This window comes from Sporolactobacillus putidus (assembly GCF_014647035.1).
GTDB classification, from domain to species: domain Bacteria; phylum Bacillota; class Bacilli; order Bacillales; family Sporolactobacillaceae; genus Sporolactobacillus; species Sporolactobacillus putidus.
In genome coordinates this window covers 108,529-128,785 of sequence record NZ_BMOK01000005.1, presented here as the reverse complement: position 1 = coordinate 128,785, position 20,257 = coordinate 108,529, and the positions used below count along the sequence as shown (strand labels likewise).

The 20,257-nt window shown below is 45.2% G+C and carries 23 protein-coding genes and 1 riboswitch; of the genes, 14 read left to right on the top strand and 9 right to left on the bottom strand.

From position 1 onward, the window contains the following. Window positions 1-101 precede the first annotated feature (101 nt). The 7 genes from IEX81_RS07555 to IEX81_RS07525 form a co-directional block, all read right to left on the bottom strand. Window positions 102-1,541 (bottom strand): MDR family MFS transporter, encoded by a 1,440-nt coding sequence (locus tag IEX81_RS07555; protein ID WP_188802472.1) that lies wholly within the window; start codon window positions 1,539-1,541, stop codon window positions 102-104. Window positions 1,542-1,718: 177 nt separating this feature from the next. Beyond that, window positions 1,719-2,519, bottom strand: a complete 801-nt coding sequence (locus IEX81_RS07550; RefSeq protein WP_188802471.1) for an aldo/keto reductase — start codon at window positions 2,517-2,519, stop codon at window positions 1,719-1,721. Between the two features lie 265 nt (window positions 2,520-2,784). Continuing rightward, complete coding sequence (locus IEX81_RS07545; RefSeq protein ID WP_229727518.1) at window positions 2,785-3,153, bottom strand: hypothetical protein; 369 nt, start codon at window positions 3,151-3,153, stop codon at window positions 2,785-2,787. Further along, a complete protein-coding gene (locus IEX81_RS07540) occupies window positions 3,150-3,653 on the bottom strand; it encodes an RrF2 family transcriptional regulator (RefSeq protein ID WP_188802470.1) in 504 nt (167 codons plus the stop codon). Before IEX81_RS07540 ends, IEX81_RS07545 begins: the two co-directional genes overlap by 4 nt. Before the next feature lie 96 nt (window positions 3,654-3,749). Further along, the gene (locus IEX81_RS07535) at window positions 3,750-4,985 is read right to left on the bottom strand and encodes an AGE family epimerase/isomerase (RefSeq protein WP_229727517.1); all 1,236 of its coding nucleotides are present in this window, start codon (window positions 4,983-4,985) and stop codon (window positions 3,750-3,752) included. A 204-nt stretch (window positions 4,986-5,189) separates the two neighbouring features. Beyond that, window positions 5,190-6,050 carry a DUF4097 family beta strand repeat-containing protein gene (locus IEX81_RS07530; protein ID WP_188802469.1) on the bottom strand — a complete coding sequence of 287 codons (861 nt, stop codon included), beginning with the start codon at window positions 6,048-6,050 and terminating at the stop codon, window positions 5,190-5,192. A 271-nt stretch (window positions 6,051-6,321) separates the two neighbouring features. Further along, window positions 6,322-6,810 (bottom strand): YbaK/EbsC family protein, encoded by a 489-nt coding sequence (locus IEX81_RS07525; protein WP_188802468.1) that lies wholly within the window; start codon window positions 6,808-6,810, stop codon window positions 6,322-6,324. A 398-nt stretch (window positions 6,811-7,208) separates the two neighbouring features. Between IEX81_RS07525 and IEX81_RS07520 the strand changes: the two genes are divergently transcribed. The 9 genes from IEX81_RS07520 (at window position 7,209) to IEX81_RS07480 (ending at window position 14,577) form a co-directional block, all read left to right on the top strand. Then, window positions 7,209-7,580 (top strand): ParB/RepB/Spo0J family partition protein, encoded by a 372-nt coding sequence (locus IEX81_RS07520; RefSeq protein ID WP_188802467.1) that lies wholly within the window; start codon window positions 7,209-7,211, stop codon window positions 7,578-7,580. Window positions 7,581-7,923: 343 nt separating this feature from the next. Continuing rightward, a complete protein-coding gene (locus IEX81_RS07515; protein WP_188802466.1) occupies window positions 7,924-8,106 on the top strand; it encodes a small acid-soluble spore protein H in 183 nt (60 codons plus the stop codon). A gap of 410 nt (window positions 8,107-8,516) precedes the next feature. Continuing rightward, window positions 8,517-8,624: riboswitch (SAM riboswitch) on the top strand. A 128-nt stretch (window positions 8,625-8,752) separates the two neighbouring features. Beyond that, the gene (locus tag IEX81_RS07510) at window positions 8,753-9,514 is read left to right on the top strand and encodes an amino acid ABC transporter ATP-binding protein (protein WP_188802465.1); all 762 of its coding nucleotides are present in this window, start codon (window positions 8,753-8,755) and stop codon (window positions 9,512-9,514) included. Window positions 9,515-9,526: 12 nt separating this feature from the next. Further along, window positions 9,527-10,369 (top strand): transporter substrate-binding domain-containing protein, encoded by an 843-nt coding sequence (locus tag IEX81_RS07505; RefSeq protein WP_188802464.1) that lies wholly within the window; start codon window positions 9,527-9,529, stop codon window positions 10,367-10,369. An 86-nt stretch (window positions 10,370-10,455) separates the two neighbouring features. Next, window positions 10,456-11,154 carry an amino acid ABC transporter permease gene (locus tag IEX81_RS07500; RefSeq protein WP_229727525.1) on the top strand — a complete coding sequence of 233 codons (699 nt, stop codon included), beginning with the start codon at window positions 10,456-10,458 and terminating at the stop codon, window positions 11,152-11,154. 11 nt (window positions 11,155-11,165) lie between these two features. After that, a complete protein-coding gene (locus tag IEX81_RS07495) occupies window positions 11,166-11,858 on the top strand; it encodes an amino acid ABC transporter permease (RefSeq protein WP_229727516.1) in 693 nt (230 codons plus the stop codon). 23 nt (window positions 11,859-11,881) lie between these two features. Further along, window positions 11,882-12,931, top strand: a complete 1,050-nt coding sequence (locus IEX81_RS07490; RefSeq protein ID WP_188802461.1) for a uroporphyrinogen decarboxylase family protein — start codon at window positions 11,882-11,884, stop codon at window positions 12,929-12,931. A gap of 62 nt (window positions 12,932-12,993) precedes the next feature. Continuing rightward, window positions 12,994-14,028 carry a cation diffusion facilitator family transporter gene (locus IEX81_RS07485; RefSeq protein ID WP_188802460.1) on the top strand — a complete coding sequence of 345 codons (1,035 nt, stop codon included), beginning with the start codon at window positions 12,994-12,996 and terminating at the stop codon, window positions 14,026-14,028. 120 nt (window positions 14,029-14,148) lie between these two features. Next, entirely contained in the window at window positions 14,149-14,577 is a 429-nt protein-coding gene (locus IEX81_RS07480; protein ID WP_188802459.1) for a hypothetical protein, read from the top strand. 83 nt (window positions 14,578-14,660) lie between these two features. On the opposite strand, the gene IEX81_RS07475 is transcribed toward IEX81_RS07480, so the two are convergent. After that, window positions 14,661-15,068 (bottom strand): hypothetical protein, encoded by a 408-nt coding sequence (locus IEX81_RS07475; RefSeq protein ID WP_188802458.1) that lies wholly within the window; start codon window positions 15,066-15,068, stop codon window positions 14,661-14,663. Window positions 15,069-15,338: 270 nt separating this feature from the next. Between IEX81_RS07475 and IEX81_RS07470 the strand changes: the two genes are divergently transcribed. The 5 genes from IEX81_RS07470 to IEX81_RS07450 all read left to right on the top strand — a co-directional run bounded on the left by IEX81_RS07470 (window position 15,339) and on the right by IEX81_RS07450 (window position 19,548). Further along, window positions 15,339-16,208 carry a polysaccharide deacetylase family protein gene (locus IEX81_RS07470; RefSeq protein WP_188802457.1) on the top strand — a complete coding sequence of 290 codons (870 nt, stop codon included), beginning with the start codon at window positions 15,339-15,341 and terminating at the stop codon, window positions 16,206-16,208. 189 nt (window positions 16,209-16,397) lie between these two features. Further along, the gene (locus IEX81_RS07465) at window positions 16,398-17,597 is read left to right on the top strand and encodes a nuclease-related domain-containing protein (protein WP_188802456.1); all 1,200 of its coding nucleotides are present in this window, start codon (window positions 16,398-16,400) and stop codon (window positions 17,595-17,597) included. A 455-nt stretch (window positions 17,598-18,052) separates the two neighbouring features. Continuing rightward, window positions 18,053-18,388 (top strand): PadR family transcriptional regulator, encoded by a 336-nt coding sequence (locus IEX81_RS07460; RefSeq protein WP_188802455.1) that lies wholly within the window; start codon window positions 18,053-18,055, stop codon window positions 18,386-18,388. Continuing rightward, entirely contained in the window at window positions 18,381-19,061 is a 681-nt protein-coding gene (locus tag IEX81_RS07455; protein ID WP_188802454.1) for a DUF1129 family protein, read from the top strand. The genes IEX81_RS07460 and IEX81_RS07455 overlap by 8 nt, the downstream gene beginning before the upstream one ends. 67 nt (window positions 19,062-19,128) lie before the next feature. Then, complete coding sequence (locus tag IEX81_RS07450) at window positions 19,129-19,548, top strand: hypothetical protein (RefSeq protein WP_188802453.1); 420 nt, start codon at window positions 19,129-19,131, stop codon at window positions 19,546-19,548. Window positions 19,549-19,748: 200 nt separating this feature from the next. Here IEX81_RS07450 and IEX81_RS16835 read toward each other — a convergent pair whose 3' ends face one another. After that, complete coding sequence (locus tag IEX81_RS16835) at window positions 19,749-19,961, bottom strand: metalloregulator ArsR/SmtB family transcription factor (protein WP_188802452.1); 213 nt, start codon at window positions 19,959-19,961, stop codon at window positions 19,749-19,751. Window positions 19,962-20,257 lie beyond the last annotated feature (296 nt).

Sequence of the window (20,257 nt, the reverse complement as noted above, 5' to 3'; positions counted from 1 at the left end):
AAAAACACCCCGATCGCAAACGAGTCAGAACTAGTTTGCCGCGGGGTGTACAATTTCATGTATCATACGTCTGTGAATGCAGTCTGGGCTCGTCTGCGAATTTACCCTTCCGCCCGCTCTTCCTTCGGCGCATGCGTCCGTTTCAAAAACAGTGAGAGAATAAATGAAGCAATCGCGACGATCATCGCAACCATAAATGCCCGATTCATACCCGACACCAGAGCGCTCAATAGCTGTCCGGGTGCAGTCGGGTCGGACACCTTCCTTAAATAGCCTTGCTGGCCGGAAACCATAATGCTGACGAACAGCGCCGTTCCGATGCCGCCGGATACTTGCTGCAGCGTATTCATGATCGCCGTTCCATGCGGATACAGATCTTTCGGCAGCTCGTTCAGACCCGTTGTCGATACCGGCATCATCACCATCGCCATACCGATCAACAGGACACTGTATAAGATCACAATGTACAGCGGGCTTTCGGAAGCCGTCAGTCTGCTGAAGAGCCAGATGACCGCGCTCATGATGAACAGGCCCGGAATGACCAGCCATCTCGGACCGAATTTATCGAACACCCGGCCCATAGCCGGTGAAAGCAGCCCGTTGATTAACCCGCCCGGCAGAAGAATGAGGCCGGCACTGAATGAAGTCAGCAAAAGCGCCTTCTGCATATAAAGGGGCAAAAGAATCATTGTCGAAAACAGGGTCATCATCACCAGAATTAATATGACTGTCGCCAGTGAAAACATTGGGTATTTAAAAGCACGGAGATCAAGAATCGGTTCCGCAATCGTCAGCTGGCGCCAGACAAAAACCAGCAGAGCAGCCAGACCGACAATCAGAAATATCATACCGATCCCACCGTTTTGAGCACCCGCTCCGAGCCCGTACACCAGTCCGCCAAACCCGATCGTCGATAACAGAATCGAAGGAATCTCCACTTTCGGGCGGGTGACTTCCGAGACATTTTTTAAATAGACCATCGCGAACAAAATAGAAAAAACAGCCAGGGGGAGCACAAGGAAAAACAGCCAGCGCCAGGATAATACGGAAATGATCAGTCCCGAAAGGGTTGGCCCAATCGCCGGCGCAAACATGATTACGAGCCCGATCATGCCCATTGCTCCTCCTCTTTTTTCCGGAGGATAGATCAGCAGAATGGTGTTCATCATCACAGGCAGCAAAAGTCCCGAACCGATAGCCTGAACTACTCTTCCAAGCAGAAGAAAGCCAAAATTTGCTGAAAATCCGCAAATGATTGTCCCGATCAGAAAGAAGGACATCGCGCTAAGAAACATCTGGCGCGTCGTCAGCCATCCGGAAATCAGTGCGGTGGCCGGCATCAGTATGCCGACAACCAGCATATATGCGGTCGCCAGCCATTGCACCGTTGTTGCCGAGACGTGAAAAGTCCGCATTAAATCAGCCAAAGCAATATTCAGGAATGTTTCATTAAGAATGGCGACGAAAGCGCCGATAATCAGTGCCACAGTAATGGGGCCTCGTTTAATCTCCTGTTCAGGCAGGGTCCCGATATTCGTCATTTTTCAAAACTCCTCTTGTCGGAAATGATTATTGAGCAGAAAAACAGCCCGGGCGAAGCGGAATATGCTAAGCCGGCAATAAATATTATGGATGCAAAAGGGAACAGGGCCCGTCTCTTCGCACATTCCTCAGGCTGACTCATGCACCGATCATGTTTCAGTATCATGAGTTTCCGTTCACAATACACTTTTATTGGCGTTCAACGCATCAATCTTGTCCATGATCTCGAGAGACAGTTCAAAGTCAAAAATGTCCGCGTTATCGGCTATGTGAACCTCTTTCGCTGAACGCGGGATGGCGATCATATCGTTTTGCACGTTCCAGCGCAAGAGCAGTTGAGCGACCGACTTATGATATTTTCCTGCGATTGTGCTTAAATCCGGATTGTCAAGAAGTGCCCCGCTGCCAAGCGGTGAATAGGATTCCACCTTGATCCCTTTTGCGTAACAATAATTTCTGAGCGCCACCTGCGTAAGCAGTGGATGTACTTCGATCTGGTTCACCGCCGGTACAACTTCCGCGTCCTGAAGGAGGGTTTCCAGATGTTGCGGCCCGAAATTGCTGACGCCGATTGCCCGGACACGGCCGTCTTTGTATAACCGTTCCATCGCTTTCCAGGTTTCCTTGTAATGTTCCCCGATTGGCCAGTGAATCAGATAGAGGTCGATCGTATCGATGCCGAGTCTTGCCGTACTGTCTTCAAAGGCTTTCAGCGTTGCATCATAACCTTGATCAACTGCCTTAGTTGTAATGAACAGAGATTCTCTTGGAAGCCCCGACTGGCGGACCGCTTCGCCGACGCCGCTTTCGTTTCGGTAAACGGCGGCCGTGTCGATCATCCGGTAACCCGTTTTCAAAGCGTATTTAACGGAATTAATGACTTCTTCACCGTCTCTGATCTGCCAGACTCCGAGTCCAAAACCCGGCATGTCAACACCATTGTTCAATGTTATTGTGTCGCTCAAAGATTTTATCATACTATCCTCCTCCTAAGTAAAATTTTCTCATAGATTGTGCAAAGAAAAAAGAAATAAACTCCTGAAAGTTTCACATGAAAAGAAATATTTTTTCTCCATTATCGGTGAAGGCGTGTCCACATAATTTATTCACCGGTTAAAACTTACCCGCCGCTTGCCCTGCAGGGACTGCTGCACGCCTCATATTTCTCTGAAACAAAAAAGAGTGTCCGTATCGATTTATTTCGGGCACTCTCTCATCTATCATAAACAACTTTATATTTCTTCATCGCTGAGCCGGCCAGAACCAAGAATTGGATCGTGAAGATTGATCATTGCCGGAGTCTTCGCTCATCCCGGCCAGCTTCGACGACAGGTCCATGAACCAGTCGCGGTCATAGGTGACCAGAGCAAGGTCGGTCATGCTGCGCAATTGATCGCTGCTCAGCGGCAGAACCGGGAAAGGTTTGATCAGATAGCCGAGCGTCTCGATCGTCCGGCCCACGGTCGATTCACGGTCGCAGGCAACGACATGAACTTTTACCGTTCCTGTATTGGCGTCATAATCGACAATATAACCATGCATGAGCTCTCCGTTCACCGTTCTTCCCTTTACCCAGTCGCCCTTTTTCCACTTCAGTTCCTGTTGCATCATCCTTCACCACCGATCCTATTTATATTATATTTAGTCGACTTGTCCTTGTGAGCGGAAACCGGAAAATGATCCGAAATCGGGACATCCGGCTCACACTTGATCTGTTCTAAGAGAGAATCAATGGTCCATTGCTCCAAATACGTTTCAAGCATTGTTTCGGCTCTGCAGAAAGCCTGATCCATGACCGACCGGACCCTTGCCAGTTCAGGATCTCCTGCCCCGTCGTCCGAGCACCAGTTCAGCTTCAGCGCCTCACAGGAAACGGTCCGATATACGAGCGCCAGATTAACATCGCCCGAAGAAAAGCCTAGACGATAGCCACCACCCAAGCCTTCTTTCGTTGTGACCAGCCCGTTCCTTCGCAGGGCACTCATAATCTTGCGAACTCTCGCCGGATTGGTATGCACCTTTCTTGACAGCGACCCGCTGCTCCAGACACGATCCGGAGCGCTTGCCAGTACAATCAGGCAATGCACTGCTATCGTAAACTCGCTATTCATTCTATCGATTCCTCTTTAAGAAGATTAGTGTAATTATAATAGATACAGTTTATAAAATCAATCGTTCTGTTTGAAAAAAGTGCAGTTGGAAGCAATTTACTCATTGAAATGCGGGAGGTTCCGGAATCGCTCTCCGGAAAAAACGCGCAGAGCTTCATAACAATTTGCAATCGGATGATAGTCCGTTTTCGGAGGTGGGCTCTTAACCGGACTGGTTCTCTGATTCTCGCGATTCAGGCGGTTATACCATCCGCCATATTTATGATCGATAAAAAAGCGATCGCAGTACAAGAAAAGTGACTGGTATTTTTGCAAATAGTAAGGATGCCGGCTCAATCCTGCAAACAGAACGGAAGCGCCGATCGCTTCTGCCATGACCCAATAGTATTTGTCGGCATCAAAAATACACCCGGCCGGCAAAATCGAGAACAGAAGTCCGCCGTACGCCGAATCTTCAGTAAGGGCCATCGCGCAATGATACAGATGATAGGCACGCCGGGTGATCCATGATTCAGAATAATAGACGGAAAGTTTGAGCAGAAGCTTGCTCCATTCAATAGAATGCCCGAGAATAAAACCATAGAGCCGAAACTCGTTCCCCGCATACTCTTCGTGATAGAACCAATCGGGATTCCAATTCCGGTCATATTGCTCCCAGATCATCCCCCCTGTTTTTGCAGCGAGCCCGACCGTCACGGCATACGCCAGCCCGCGTGCGCGTTCCAGATATTTATAGCAGCCGGTTGCTTCAAACGCCGCAATCAGCGCTTCGCACAGATGCATGTTCGGATTCTGGCCCCTGTAAGGGGAGACCGTCTGCCAATCGGCCGACCGCTCCTCAATGTACAGTCCATGGTCGCCATCCCAGAAACGGTTTTCCAGCACATTATAAATATCTTCTATCCACTTACGGACCTCCTTAATTCCCGCTTTTACGGCAGTAGAGACTGCCAGGAGAACAAATGCGTGTCCGTAAGCTATTTTCTTCGGATCGTCAGCAATTCTTCCTTTCAAATGCCAGTAATAGCCGCCGTGCACACTGTCGCGGAAAAATCGGTTTAAAAACCGCAGTCCCTGTTCCGCAGCCAGTCTCCATTCCAGCGGTCCCCCAAGCAATGCGCCGATGCTGAAATTATAAATAAACCGCGCGATTCCGACAAGCGGTTTGTCCAAAGTATCGCAAACCGATCCGTCATCCCTAAAGCAATGAAAATAACCGCCGTTTTCTTCATCCATACACTGCGGATAATAAAATTCAATAGTCTGAAAAATATGTGTTCTCAGCCAGTCCGCGCTAAAAAAATTAGGAGACTCAGGGGTATGATAAGACACCACAGCCACCTCTTCTCATCAAGGGATTCCAATGCTGTATAAATATGGCCGCGCCGGGCAATTTATACGAAAGACGCCGACCCTCAGTCTCAAACATCCAGCAGTCCCCTGATTGTCAAAGGAGTTAACGATGAAGAGGCGATACAAGGAAACTCGTTCCCGCTTTTTCACAATTCGGTTCAACTTTTCTCAAGTTCGGTTGGATCAGCGAAGGTTAATCAACCCACTCCGCACACTCAAATTCACAGTATATTTTCCTGATCCATGTGTTCCCTTCAACTCTGTACTGTCCGATTGCTCATTTTTCAGCGGCAGCCGGCAATCAATAAAACCGCTGGCTATTTTACCGTTGAGTGTGAAGTCCGCATTATCGGGTAAATCAATCGTAGCAAGACCGGACTGGACGTCAACAGTCACCGGTCCCTTCAATTCAGCAAACTGCGCATTCAGATTGCCGGATTGCACGTCTGCGGAAACGGGGCCCGAATAATGTTTCAGATTCAGAATACCGGATTGCACATGGATCGCTGCCGAGTTTATGGACAGTGTGGATAGTGTCGCGAGTCCTGACGCTTCTTCAAGCTTCAAGGATCTCGCCGAAAAATCCCTTAAATCAGCGGTCCCTGACCGGACATTGAGAATGACTTGTTCAAGAACATAGGGATCGTTGGCAGATTTTCCGTCAAACGAAAGCGTTCCGGAACCAACAGTAAGATCCAGATTCCTTCGATAATCCTGCGGGATGTAAACAGTCAGGTCAGGATGGCGGAACCACGAAAAGGGCAGGAACCAGTCTGTCCCTTTCATTTTCACATTAATCGTGTTCCCATTTTTTTGAACCGATGCGCTTCCTCCGCCATCAAGCTTTGTCCAGAGCCTGTTACCGTTTTCCGGCACGACCTGAACTTCAGCGCCTGAAGTTTCTATTTTAATGGACTGCACATCTCCCGTTACCGTCTCGTCCGTTTGCGGATGGCCGAAAGGCAGCCAGGAAAAACCGAACGGATTAAAAAAAAGAACATACAGAACCGCGAGGACGGCCAAAACCGCCACAAATCTTTTCATTGGTTAGTCCCCCATTTTTCACTTACTTTTAAGGCTGATTTCCTTAAACCTATTTTAAAAAATAAAGAAAGATGAGAAAACAATCCTCAGCTTTATTTTTTAATAGGCCCTGAGATTTACAGAAGTGAAAGACGGGATGAAAGGTTTTATGAGAATCAACAAACGAGTTGAATCTAATACGGCCGATATCACCGGAGCTGCGATATTTTATAAAGAGCAAACAGAGAAGGATTCTCCATCCGGGCTCTGCCCTCTGGTTTTCTTCTTTTATTTATTCAATATCTTCCTGCCATCCCTTGCAGACATCTACCCATTCTTTTGCCTTTCCCAATGTATACAATTCGTCAATTCTCAGTTCAATCGCCGAATTGCTGCTGCCGCACGCAGGAAAAACCGTTTCGAACCGTTTCAGCGACTCATCCATGAATACCGGCCAGTCATTTTTCAATGCAAATGGGCAAACCCCGCCAACGGCGTGTCCGACCAATTCAAGCGTCTCATCCGGTGACAACATATGCGCTTTGAAGCCGAAGGTGCTACGGAATTTCTTGTTGTCTATTTTTCCGTCGCCGGCCGTAATAACGAGCATAGCCCCTTCTTTATTCTCTCCGCGAAACGCAAGAGTCTTTGCAATACGCTCCGGTCCGACATGAAGATGTTCAGCTGCTAGATCCACAGTGGCGCTGGAAAGTTCCAATTCAATAATATCCTTATCCCGTCCGAATTGTCGGAAATAGGACCTGACGTTTTCAACAGACATGGCTCGTTCTCCCTGTACAATAAATTATTTTCACGTACCCTGCAATTTTGCTTGATCCGGTATGTAATTTTTTTCTTAATGTTCAGTCTAACAAATTTACTGAACCTGTCAAATGACTGGTGACTTGCAAATTGTAAACACTGCAGATCTCCGCCCGGCATTCCTGTTTGCAAAGCTTTGTTGAATAACTCCGCTGATTTTTGAATCAGGAAAACCGTCGATCTCCTAAAGGCAAACTTCAGCGTGTGTCCTACACACAGCGTTAAAAATCGTATGGATGAACACTTTTTTAAAATAAGTTTTTGCAAATCGACCGTATATATAATAAATTAAATGTATGATTGGATAATTACTTCATCATGATCAAAATTTCCGACAAACCAAGAAGGGGCGGCATAATGACGACGTATTACACAGGAAAAGAAATCTGCAGCAAGTATAACGATATCGAAAATGACGACTTTGGAACGGATGCCCACCGGTTCATTTTAACTACAGTAGCCAAGGAAACATTGTATGAGGTGCCCTGCTCATTCAGCAGCAACGGACGAAATCTCCTGACTCTTAAAGAGTGGGAAGAACATCCGGAAAACTATGATGGTTACCACACCGACAATATCAAGCAAATGGTCGACTCTATAAAAGAAGGCGGAACTTTGCCGCCGATGATTGTCAATAAAGATCTGGGCCTCTATGACGGCCAGCACAGGCTCACCGCCTACAGTATGATTCCTGAAATAAAAGAGGTTCAAATCTATAAAGAGTTGTGATCCGGAGCCGGAACATGATTGGCATCTCTGACTGCGCATACTGTAGCCTGATCATAAGAAAAACTTGGTGAAGCCCAGTCTTTGACAACGGCCTGAGCCTTAGTTTTTCTTATACTAGACACCTCTAATCTTTTATTTTTACTCTTTCTTATTTGTACAAAAAAGCGAAGCCGAAACGTGCTTCGCTTTTTTATGTAACTGAGGCTCTGCGGCAGCGTTTACTCCCTATTCCATTCGCTTAGAATTTCCTGGTTGTTTTTAAAGTCAGGTTTAAACAAAAGGAGAATAATTCCATTCATGATGGCAAATAGTATACCTGTAACCAATAAAAGGAGGTCGGACAATGGACACTCAGCGCGCACAGGAAATTGCAAAATCACCTGTTATGGTCAATGTCACTCATAACGGGATTCCCATCTATATTCAGCATGTCGATGAGAGCACGGAAACAGCCCGTATTTATCCGCTCGACAATCCGGGAAAGGAGCAAGAGGTTTCCATCGGAAGTCTGCAGGAGCAGAGATAAGTAGACGATGTGTGCTCGTAAGTTTTGTTCTTTGAAAATTAAGGAACGGCACGCTGATTCCTCAACCGATGACGTTTCAGCACCAGCGGTATAGCACAAATCAAGGTATTAATTCCGGTCTTCCGGCCCAACAGAAAAAGACTTCAAACCCTCTTCTTTTCGAAGGGGGTTTTGTTGACATTGAAAGAAGTGGCTCTGTAACTTTGGGAACTTCGCAGAGTCGCTCAGCGCTCCCTCTCATAATTTTCAAGAAAATATTTTGGTCACGCTCACTGGATCATCCTTGGCTTTGTTGTCTTTTTTGTGTCCATTCGTCAAAAACAAATAAATCCTATCTTTTTAATGTGAATTAATATTGACATGGCGATGGCCAGTGGTTATTATAAGAATCAACAAATTAATAAAACGATTTCTTATCCAGAGTGGCGGAGGGACTGGCCCTATGAAACCCGACAACCAGCACATCTTGTGTATGGTGTTAATTCCAGGAACACGGTTCGGTGTTCAGAAGATGAGAAGGAATAAAAGAACAAGCCTTCTTAATCTGTATGGCTTGCTTTTTTATTTTAAATTAATTTTAGGAGGCGGGTACAGCGGCAAGATTCATTTCGAAGATGAGAAAGCCTGAAAGGAGGTGAACCGTACGATGCTGGCATTGAAAAACATCCATAAATCGTTCAACGATCATGAAATTCTGAAAGGCATCGATTTAAAAATTAATAAAGGCGATGTTGTGACCATTATTGGTCCGAGCGGTACCGGCAAAACAACACTGCTGCGGTGCGTCAATTATCTGGAAAAACCTGATGAAGGAGAAATCGCATTTTCAGACTTCCAGCTGAATTATCAGTCTGTAAAAAGAAAGGATATCCTTCGGCTCCGGAGAAGAACGGCCATGGTTTTTCAACAGTACAACTTATTCAAAAACAAAACAGCGATTGAGAACGTCATGGAAGCACAGATCGTTGTCCAGAAAAAAAGTAAAAAAGCCGCCTATGAAAAAAGTTTGGAAGAGTTAAACAGAGTCGGGCTGGCCGACAAACTCGACGCCTACCCTTCCCAGCTTTCCGGCGGCCAGCAACAGAGAGTCAGTATTGCCAGAGCTCTCGCCATGGAACCTGAAATTATTCTTTTTGACGAACCGACGTCGGCGCTTGATCCGGAATTAGTCGGTGAAGTATTGAACGTGATCGATCAAATTGCAAGGTCGGGTGTAACTATTTTGCTCGTCACCCACGAAATGTCCTTTGCCCAGAACATTTCGACAAAAATTGTGTTTATGGATCAAGGAAAAATAGTTGAAGAGGGGCCTCCCTCTCAAATCTTCAATCATTCCAGAGAAAAAAGAACCAAAGAATTTCTCAGTCATTTTAACAGCAATTACACAAAAATTACAACAGCAAAGTGAGTGGAATAACAAATGAAGAAGATTTCAGCCGCCGTACTCGTATTTATTCTTGTATTTACATTAGGCGCATGTACAAACAATTCATCCGGCGCGAGCCAGCCTTCATCTGCATCATCCAAGTCATCCAGCGCAAAAACCGTTCAGGTTGCCGTCCCGACAGCTGAAAAACCCCTGAGCTATTCGGAAAACGGAAAGCTGACTGGCTATGAAGTCGAGATATTAAGAAAAGTCGATGCAAAGCTGAAAGACTACAGTTTCAATATTCAAAGTGTCTCATCAAATGCTCAGCAGATCGGCCTGGATACAGGCAAATACGATTTGATTGCCGAAGGGTTCTTTAAAAATCCCGTACGCGCACAAAAATACCTGATCCCTAATGAAAATGACGGAGCAAGCTTAATTAAAATTTATACCAATGATGCCAATAAATCGATCGCAAGCCTTTCGGATCTTTCCGGGAAAAGGCTGACTCCGGTCGACGCCAACGGGGGCATATTCAATATTTTAACAGCCTATAATACACAAAATCCTTCGAAAAAAATCGATATCCCGACATCCGACACCGGTCTTTCGACAGCCGACAGGCTTAAAGAAGTGGCCTCGGGAAAATATGATGCCCTGATCCTTCCGTCTAATTTGGGTGAAGCGCAGATTATTAAACAATTAAACTTAAAGATTCATACTTCTGCCCCGGTAAAAGTGATACCGACATACTTTCTGCTCTCGAAAAAGGATGAACAGCTTAAAGAAGCCGTCGATTCAGCTTTAAAACAGTTAAAGAGTGATGGGACTCTCTCTGAACTATCAAAAAAATATTACGGGGAAGATGTTTTTCAGTATAAAATAACCAACTAATTTTGTCAAATTAGTGTCCATTTTGACAGAATCCGGCCACCGTTTTACTTGAGGTTGATGCAGATTCAGAAGGGATGCGAGTGAAAATGGACTTTGGCTATATGATCAAAATATTGCCCGGATTTATTAGCGTCCTTCCTTTAACCCTTGTAGTCATTTTGTGCTCCGGGCTTTTCGGATTTTTATTAAGTGTGCTAGTCACAGGCATCCGAATTAAAAGGGTTAAAATTTTCAGTCCTTTAATGGAGCTTTACATCTCATTTACAAGAAGCACGCCCATTTTGCTTCAGATGCTCCTTGTTTATTATGGGCTGCCCGTTGTCCTGTCGCTGATCGGGATAAACATCAATAATTGGAGCGGAACACTTTTTGCCATTGCGACCCTAGTTCTGCACAACGGGGCTTTTCTTTCAGAAATTCTCAGGCCCGCCTATCTGGCCGTTGATGAGGGACAGAAAGAGGCCGCCGACAGTCTGGGCTTCACATCTTTTCAAAAGCTGACCCGGATTGTATTCCCGCAAGTGCTTCCGGTCGCATTGCCGGGTTTGGGAAACGCTTTGATCTATTTGATTCAGGATACATCCATATTATTTATAATTGGTGTCGTTGATATTATGGGCACGGCCAATAATCTCATCTCAAATGATTTCGGCTCAAGGCAGATCGACGTCTTTCTGACGGTAGCTTTAATCTATTGGGCCATATCTTATATGGCAGATAAGTTTATCAAATATTTCGAAAGAAAAACAGCAAGGTATCATCTGGAAAACGGACTAACACGATAAGGGGAATGGCCTTGTTCGAATCAAACATTTTCTTCCAGGATTTCTCAGGGATACTAACGGTTGTCCCCTACACGTTGGGGCTCGCTCTTCTGATTTTGATTCTCGGAATCCTGATCGGCGGTATTCTGACGCTTATTGATCAATATAAAATACCTTTTCTCTTCCAGGTCGCCGCTGTGTGTCTTTCCTTTTTAAGGGGAACTCCGCTGCTCGTGCAATTATATTTGGCGTATTACGGCATGCCGAAACTGATCCTTTTTTTTGCGGGATTATTGAATTTTAAGTTTGATCCCAATCAATTCGATCCGGTCATCACTGTGATTGTCTCCTATTCCATATGTTTTTCGGCCTTCCAGTCGGAAATCATCCGGGGCGCGTTCATGTCGGTCAGTTACGGTCAGATAGAGGCCGCCCATTCGCTTGGATTCAGTTCTGTTCAGACTTTGAGGAGAATTGTGATACCGCAGGCCATTATCGAGGCTCTGCCTAACTTTTTAAACTCTTACTTAACAATTATAAAATCTCTTTCTTTAGCCTTCATGGTATCTGTTGTCGACATACTGGCTAAAGCGAAACTCGAATCCGCGCTAAACTTTCGCTATCTGGAATCCTTTGCCGCAGCAGCGGCAGTTTATTGGCTGCTCTGTGCGATGCTGACTGTTGTTTTTAGAAGGTATGAACAAAACATAAGAAAAAAAGCCTGATTTTAAAAAGGGAGGAACAACTCATGAATCGTTTTGAACGTATCAAAGCCGCTTTAAACTTTGAAGATGTGGATCGTATTCCCGTAAATTTGTGGATGCATTTTTCCGCTTATGATCAGAATCCAAAACTGTTAGCTGAAAAACAAGTGGCATATGCCAGAAAATACGATTTTGATTTTATCAAACTGGCTCCGTTTGGGCTTTATGGCGTGGAAGACTGGGGTGTTGAAATTGAATACTTTAATAAAATTAATCGGCCCCCCGCTGTCAAACAGTATGCGATTGAATCCATCGACGACTGGACAAGGCTTGAAGTGCTTCCCGCGATTTATGGGACGTACGGAAAGCAGCTGCAGCTGTCCCAGCATGTCGCCAAACTGTCGAAAGGAGAATTCCCTTTTGTTCAGACCATTTTCAGCCCGCTGACGACCGCCCACAAGCTGGCGGGAGACCGGCTGTTCCTTGACATTAGAGAAAACCCCGCGATCATCAAACAGGCACTGGATATCATCACGGAAACAACGATTAACTTTGTTAAAGCCAATATCGAGGCCGGGGTCAGCGGATTCTTCTTTGCGACGAAATCTGCGACCAGAGATCTGTTCACGGAAACGGAGTACAAAGAATTTGGTGTACCTTATGACTTGAAAGTTATTCATAGCTATAACAAACAGACTTTCTTCAATATTGCCCACATTCATGGACCGAATAATCTGTTTCATCTGATCGCTGCCTATCCGGTGAACTGCCTGAACTGGCATGACCGCTGGGTATCACCTTCCCTTGCGGAAGCAAGAAAAATAACGGATAAGTGTTTACTGGGCGGCATTCGGGAGGTTCCCTATTTCGATGAGCATAACCGGATCATTAGAAAAAGCCTGCTTGTGGATGGCAGCGTCAATGAAGTGGAAAATCATGTAAGGGAAGCCATTCGGGAAGTGGACGGCAAAGGATTAATTTTAGGACCGGGGTGTGTCGCCGACCAGGAAGCGTCTGAAAAAAATATTTATGCCGTGAGAAGAGCTTCGGTGTTTGGCAGTCCAAAAGTCGTGACTGAGGCCACGACCGCCTGATTCTCTCTTTGATAAACCCGGAACTTTGCTAAATAAAAGAAACCGAAAAGGAGCGGTGAAAAATGGCACATACGCACGGCGGCCATACGCATTCCCACGGAAGCGTGGACGGAAACATCATTGAAAATAAAGAGGCAACAAGAGTACTAACTATTTCTCTGATTGGGCTGCTTTTAACAGCGGTTTTTCAGGCAGTGATCGTTTCGGTGTCGGGCAGCACAGCTTTGTTAGCCGACACGATTCACAATTTCGGTGACTCACTGACATCGGTCCCGTTATGGATCGCTTTTGCACTCAGCCGCCGCCGACCGACAAAGCGCTTCACTTTCGGATTTAACCGAAGCGAAGATCTTGCGGGATTGATCATTGTTCTGGTAATCTTTCTCAGCGCTGTAATTGCCGGCTATGAATCGATCGGGAGACTATTCACCGGATCATCCTCATCCCACTTAGGAGCTACAGCTGTCGCCGCTATTGCAGGATTTATCGGTAACGAAGCGGTGGCCATCTATCGCATCCGGATGGGAAAACGGATTGAAAGCGCGGCGCTGATTGCGGACGGGCATCACGCCCGTATTGATGGCTGGACTTCTCTCGCTGTATTGGCAGGGGTTTTGGGAACGTGGCTTGGCTTTCCCGTGATTGATCCGATTATCGGCCTGATCATCACACTCATGATTCTGGTTATTGTCAAAGACTCGGCAATGGCTGTCTTCGAGCGATTGCTGGACGGAATTGATCCAAAATACATTGATATCATTGAAAAAGCAGCCGCCAGGGTAAAGGGCGTTCGCCATGTCGGGGACGTCAAAGCGCGCTGGCTGGGTCATCAACTTGTCGCCGAACTGGGCATCACACTCGCCTCCGACTCATCCGTCAGAGAAGGCCATGCTATTGTGCGACGGGTAATCCATTGCCTGCAGCATGAAATTGAACACCTGTCCGCCGTTCAGATCCATGTAGATCCTATCGAAGAACAAGGTCCATCATTTCATGCTCATGAACACGCTCATCATGGTCAGGAGCTGCATGAACACCGTGATTCGGAAAGACATATGCACCACGTTCATCAAGAAACCCAGCCCCATGCCTATTAATGATAGATTAGGCCGGCAGCCTGATACCCTGAAAAATTTGTTGCATTCTGATTATCCTATGGTTTATTTTCTGGAAAATAGACACGGTTAAACCAAAAACTTAAGGAGGAAGACCGGCTGATGCTTGAAAGAAAAAAAAGAGTTAAGAAAAAAACAAGCGGGTCTGAGTTTGACGGATTGTTGAGACAGGCCCGGGAAAAATATCCTTATGATCCCCAGAGACAAGTCGAATTTTTCAGAAGTGAACAAACCAGCACCAAATATGAATTGGTCGGTTTGTTAAAAGTTACGGAAATGAATCTGGCCGAAAAATATAAAACCTTTGAAGTCAGCAGTGAAAATATGGATTGTATTTTCCGCTCATTAGTCGATTTAACCAGTCATCTGAAGGAAGATTTACCTGATGGTGTCTATGAGTACACCCTTAATAATTTAAAAGGTATAACCGACTCCATCTTGAAACAATACGCAGATATCAATGCCGTAACATGGTCCCCCAAAACCCTTTTTCCGGCGTCTGCCTTACCTGAAGCAAATCTGCTCCTTTAACAGAACCCGACCTGAATCCGTTACACTATAACAGATGATCCCGATTGCAAGCGGGATCATCTGTTTGTGTCATCGAACGACATTCATCTGCACCACGGATACCAGAGAAAGCGTTCACCCCACCAAAGCTTTTGAGATATTCCGGCAGCGGATACCCCAGGTACATCATCTCTTGCCGAACCTTCCATTGTTCCTGTCTGCGGCTCTGCAGGCCCGAGGTAAGCCAGTTCATGTATATCTTTGTTGCGCGCGCGACGATAAACCCATAGTCTTTGCCAGGGGTTATAGATGTTCATGCCGACCATACCCGTAGAAGGATTAAAAGACAGTAGCCTGATCGTCATCGTCTCTGCAAAACTGGCAAGTCTTATTCGATAATAATGACCCGTTCTCCCAAGATTGATTTCTTTCTGAATGGATACAGGCAGATCAGCCTCTTGTTTGCGACAAGTATCATCATTCTGCGCGAAGTGATAATAGCAGTCGTTCATTTTAACGTGCACCTTCCCGTCTATTTTGTACTAGTGTATGCCGGGCAGATTCATCAGATTGGGCGTATGCTCCTTGAGCCTGACGTGATTAAACAAAAAATAATCTCCGGGTATATTGCTGCAGCCATCAAGACATATTATATTAAGTTCAACGACAAATAATTTTAGTCTCCTGTATCCTGCGCTTCATCAAAGGAAAGCTGTACATTTTAGCGGTTTTTTGCATATTCAAACAATGATTGTTGAATTGACCGGAGGGTAGACACAGCCATGGCCCATAAAATAAACCATTTTCTTCTTCTGATTTGTTTTCTTCCTGCATTGGCCGGCTGCTTCAACACAACAGTGGACACGCGGCCGATCAAGAATCCGGATGATCAAAGAGCTGAAAAACCTTCCGTCGCTGTTATCCATGAAGAGACGGCCGCGCTTCGTGCAAATGAAATCAACACGTCACATTGGATACATTTAAACAGACCCGCAAGAATCCCGATACTCATGTACCACAGCATATCAAAGGGAAACAACAGCCTGCATGTCCCTGAACAAGACTTTCAGGCGGAAATGAAATGGATTAAAGATCATGGATATGTGACATTGACTCCGGCAGAAGCTTATCTTGTTCTGACAAGAGACATTAAACCAGGGAAAAAGTGTGTGCTGATCACACTGGATGACGGCTATCGGGACAGCTACCGTACCGCCTACCCGATCTTCCGGAAATACGGGCTGCACGCGACCATTTTTATGATCGGGAAAAAAATAGGCGCGCACAACCATCTGACGATCTCGGAGATGATGGAGATGACGAAACATGGGATATCGATCCAAAGCCATACCATCAATCATCAGGATCTTACCTTGTTATCCCCCGGCCGGCAGAAAGCGGAAATGGCTCTGTCAAAAGCACTGTTTGATCAGATGTTCACTCAGGAAACGCTGTCTCTCAGTTATCCCTTCGGCCGCTATGATTCCGAGACGCTGAAACTTGCGAGAGAAACCGGCTATAAAATGGCCGTAACGACCAAACCGGGGGCAGCTTCCCGTATACAAGGCATGTTCGCCCTCCATAGAATACGAATTTCTCCAGGCATATCTTTAACACGTTTTGGAACACTACTGGACCGTGCGAATCAATGAATGATGCGTCGCAAGCAACGCCCTAAGGATTCGGTCATCTAAAACGTTATGCGAAATTTAACAAACGATAAGCTTGCTCATCCATGCACCAGCCTTTTTCTAAAAAAATAGCATTGGTCAGAATCCTTTGCCCTTGAAGTTTTTTCATAAAACTGTGAAAGAGCAAAAGGGCTTTCTCCTCTGCGGCTCATGGGCCGTGCCAATCACCAAAGTAAAGCGGTACGTTTATCGGGACGGATCCCCTTTTGTTATTTTTTTAAAATAGCGGCCTTTTTCGCTAAAAACAGCTCCATTCAGAAAGATTTCTCGTATTGGATATCACTTTTTTTAAATTTGCCATTCTCGCGATTTTCTGATAATCAGGGTACTGTTAAAGAGTATTGTAACCTAAATTCAGGAAGTGATCCCCAGTTGATTGTAAAGAGAAGAAATCCACCCCGAATTCTCCGGCAGGTGCGCGCTTTGAAAAGCCGAATTCCCAGCCATCATCCCCAATTTACTGAAATCAGCCAAAATGAAACGAGAAGGTCGAGCGGTTTTAAGGGCGAAGAATCCCTCGATTATTTTTTCACTGATCTAGCAAGTGAAAAAGATTATTTTATCTATCACGACCTCCGTCTACCTTTAAACAACACTTTTTTCCAAATGGACACTCTTATTATGACTCGCCGTTTTCTGTTAATTATTGAAGTGAAGAACATGGCGGGTACACTCTACTTCGATCCGGTCTTTGAACAGCTGATCCGGACGCTTAACGGCAGAGAGGAAGGTTTTCTCGATCCCATTGCCCAGGTCAGGCGTCAAAAAAAACAGCTGACCCGCTGGATGGATTTGCACCAGTTGCCGCCGATCCCGATTGAATTTATGGTTGCCATAAGCAATCCCTCTACTATTATCAGAACTGAGCCTGGAAATTTCGCAGTCCCTCAGCGAGTTGCTCATATACATCAAGTACCTGAAAGAATTCAAACGATCAGATCCACGTGTTCGGAAGAGAAAATGACTTTGGCCGAACTAAAGAAAATCGGTCATTATTTAATAAAATATCATACCCCTTCTGAAATCAATATTCTAAAAATGTATCAGATTACTGAAGATGATTTAATCACAGGCGTCCATTGCCCTTCTTGTCGTGCAATTCCGATGAATCGAACCAATGGGACCTGGCGCTGTCCCTCCTGCGGCTGCAAATCGAAAAATGCACATGTGCAGGCACTGCACGACTACTTTCTGCTTATCTCCCCTGCAATAACTAATGAAGAATTCCGAAAATGGACACACTTAAAGTCCAGTAAAACAGCTTATAAACTCTTGCAAAATATGAACCTTCCTGTATCAGGAAACAATCGATGCCGATTATATCATCAACCGACCGGTTTTGATAAATGACTTTGCTTATATCATTTTGTGCTTCAAAACAACTTTCTTTTTTAATTAAAGCAATTCCAGCCCTGATCGGGGCGCTCCTTACACGAGGCGATTTCACTCCCGATTGGGGCGATTCTTCTCTTTTTCAGGGCGATGAAGCCTCTTTTCGGGGTGATTCCTGAGTCTTTCCGGGCGATGCTCCTTGCACGAGGCGATTCCACTCCTGATTGGGGCGATTCTTCTCTTTTTCAGGGCGATGAAGCCTCTTTTCGGGGTGATTCCTGAGTCTTTCCGGGCGATGCTCCTTACACGAGGCGATTCTACTCCTGATTGAAGTATTAGTTAACATTTTTTGATCAGTTGACAATTGATGGATCCTTTTTTATAATGAACTCAGCTACTTTGCATAACCAAGTAGCTGTTATTTTCGCCAGCTATCTTGTTTTGCATAATACTAAAAAGAAAGGGACCCATCTATGTCAGTAAGGAGTCAGTTACTCAAAGGGGTGCTCGATGGCTGCGTTCTTGCGATTATCGAAAAAGAACCTGTATACGGATATGAATTATCCAAAAAACTGCAGGATGCGGGTCTCGAAGATGTGAGCGAGGGCACGGTTTATCCCGTCCTCCTGCGCCTTCAGAAAAATGGTTACATCCACGGGGACATGCGGCCCTCGGAATCCGGACCGAATCGAAAGTACTATTTTCTGACCGAAGATGGGAGAGAGGCTCTGAACGAATTGTCGCTTGAATGGGAGCGTATCGCCATACCTGTTACTTCACTTTTGAGAAGAGGGGACAAAAATGATTAGCTCAAAACAATTAATCTCTGAAAACAATGAAAAAAGAAAACTGCTGACCAAGGAAAATGAGAAATACTATGATGATCTCCTCCTTTACATTCGGCTGCAAATGAAACTCTCCGAACAGCAAACGGAAGAAGTACTGATGGAAATGCTTGATCATTTAATTGAGGGACAGAACGAAGGAAAGACCGCAAGAGAAATTTTTGGAGACGACCCGAAAAAGTATGCTGATGAAATCGTTGGTGAACTTCCTCCCGCCAAAGTGAAAAAAATCGTCCCTTTTGTCAGTTATCTGACCTTTAATTTAATTTCCTTGTTACTCTTAATAAACGGCGTCACAATCTTCGTCGCTTCACTTTTCAAAAAGGTGGATTCAACCGTTTTTCCTTTTAACTCACTGATACAATTTCTCGTTTTACTCACTTCAATCGGGTTTGAAATAGAGTTCATTTTCTACCTTATCAGGAAGTCCCTTTTTCGCAAACATTCAAGTAAAATAAAGGACTCAGTGGCAGTTGGAATTTCTGTCGTTCTGTTTTTTTCATTAAATATTGGTTTGCCTCACCTTATTCCAAACTTCGGCCCGTCTTTTCAATTTGGCTGGATTCCATCAATCATTACGGGCGTCATTCTCTGGCTTATTTGTTTCTGGGCAAAGAAACGGTTTAAGATTATCTAATCGAAGCAGAGCTAGTTTGAGAATTTTTATTAAGGGATAATTATCAGTGAAAGGGGCAGATGAGTTCGTGTTACCCATTCTAATCGTTGTGACTCATCTCCTGATGTTGCTGCCGTTTGTCCATTCTGTTTCGGCGGATCCGTCGATCTTAGCGCAACAGCTTGGTGTGGTATGGAGTGATTTAAGCATTCAGGATACCAACAGTCTGATTCATACCTTAAATTTGATCAGTATTTTTTTCATTACTTTTTCTATCGTCAGTATTATTCTGGCAGTCATTGCGTTAAATCTTCTGAAACGAGGCAGTAAGTACATTTGGGCGGAGAGGCTGCTGATCCTTTCAAGTGTTGCTAGCCTGATGGAAATCGTCCCCGGAATTCTTTACATCATTGCTGGCATCATCGTTTTTTGCCGGAAAAACGGTACGTCAATCATTTTGAACGATGAAACGTTCTATCTATTGATCCATTCTTTTGTATCATTCTAACCATTTTACTGACGGTTCATCGTCTCTATCCAAAAACCTCAAGATAGCGATCATCAGCCTTTGCTGTAAAACCGCAGTTGCATGTCAATGAAGCCATTTTCACACCTCCTTTCGGAAGTCTTCCGGAAGACGGGCTTATTCCCGGACGGACCAGGGATCCATTCCCGGATCCCCGCCTTCAGCAAGGGTCTGCAGCCTGGTCATGTAGTGCGTCCATCCTTCATTCGGTAGTACCGTTTTGTTCCCTCCCTCCGAATAGAAAGCAATCCGGATTGTTCAAGTACTTTGAGATGCTGCGAAATCGCTGAAGCGGATATCTCAAAATGTGATGCGATCCCACCGGAAGCGAGTTCTCCTTCACGGACAAGATCAAGAATTTCCCGACGCCTCGGTTCTGATAAAGCATGTATCACTTGTTCGATCCTGCCATTAATTTAGCATATACTTATTTATTAAGCGTCGACTTAATAATATTTGAATCCTCTCTGCATTTTTGGCAAACAAATGCTAAAATTCGGTCACAACTTTTCCAGAAATCCCGCAGAAAACGGATTGAGACAGACGAATATGATGCAAAATGAAGCACGGCCGGGACAACCGCAATTTCTGATGGGATGATGTACAAAGAGCCTGCCGAATTGCAGCGGCAGGCTCAAAAAGAACCGGAGAGAAAAAAGGATGATGATTTCTTTCCGGTACACGGGTTTTA